Origin of the sequence: Vibrio sp. 1F169 (assembly GCF_041439605.1) — a bacterium.
Taxonomy (GTDB): Bacteria; Pseudomonadota; Gammaproteobacteria; order Enterobacterales; family Vibrionaceae; genus Vibrio; species Vibrio tasmaniensis_A.
In genome coordinates, this window is sequence record NZ_JBGOOI010000185.1 from 1 (window position 1) to 1044 (window position 1044).

Annotated in this window: 2 protein-coding genes; both read right to left on the reverse strand. The window is 47.6% G+C overall.

The window, feature by feature from the left end:
• The coding region (locus ACED53_RS23490; RefSeq protein ID WP_371715329.1) for an amidohydrolase at positions 1–737 on the reverse strand (737 nt) is incomplete at its 3' end.
• A gap of 24 nt (positions 738–761) precedes the next feature.
• Positions 762–1044: EamA family transporter (locus tag ACED53_RS23495; protein ID WP_371708925.1), on the reverse strand; the 283-nt coding region annotated here is incomplete at its 5' end.

The window sequence follows — 1044 nt, forward strand, 5'->3', positions numbered from 1 at the left end:
GTCACTTGCGAAGGAATCACATTCACGGTTCCATTGGTAACAAAGTTAGTCACCGAGATAACCGCCGTCTCATCAATGGCGCTCAAATTACGCGAAACGATGGTTTGCAGTGCTGTGACCACCTGAGCTCCAACAACAATCGGATCGGTTCCCATGTGTGGCATCGCCGCGTGGCCGCCCGTCGCTTTGATCACAATCTCAAAACTGCTTTCACTTGCCATAAGCGAGCTTGGACGAGTCACAAATTTACCTTCTGGGATACCCGGTAAGTTATGCATAGCGTAAATCGCATCCAAATTCCAACGAGTGAACAGGCCATCAGCGATCATCGCTTTCGCTCCTGTGCCTCGCTCTTCATCTGGTTGGAAAATGAAGTATACAGTGCCATCAAATTGCTTACTGGTTGCTAACTCTTGCGCCGCACCCAGTAGCATCGCGGTATGGCCATCATGTCCACAAGCGTGCATCGCTCCTTCATGTTTTGAAGCGTGACAAAAAGTGTTCTGTTCATGAATGCGCAGCGCATCCATATCCGCACGTAGACCAATCGAGCGATCGCTTGTGCCATTTTTCAGAATTCCAAGCACACCTGTTCCGCCAATACCGCGGTGAACTTCAATGCCGAACTCTTCGAGCTTGTTCGCTACGAATTCAGATGTTATGAACTCTTCAGTACCGAACTCTGGATACTGATGTAAATGGCGGCGCCATTCTGTAACGTTGGCAATGTTAGTCATGGAAACTCCAATAAATACTTAAAATTAATTTGTTAAAACTGTTTTAGGTGTCATCCCGCGGGACTTGTTGGATGCTGCAAACAGCATCATTGCTACAATAATCAAGCCAACAGCCAGCGTCCTAAAAGGTGTGATGGGTTCGCCAAACACCAAAACAGCGATGAAAAATGCAGACATAGGGATGAGGTTTAAAGCCATACTGCTGCCTTCAACACCAACACGCTCTATGCCGTATATGTATGCGATGTAGCCCAGCCCTGATACAAAGCCACCTAGCACGATAATGCAGAGTAACGACCAAGAAGGG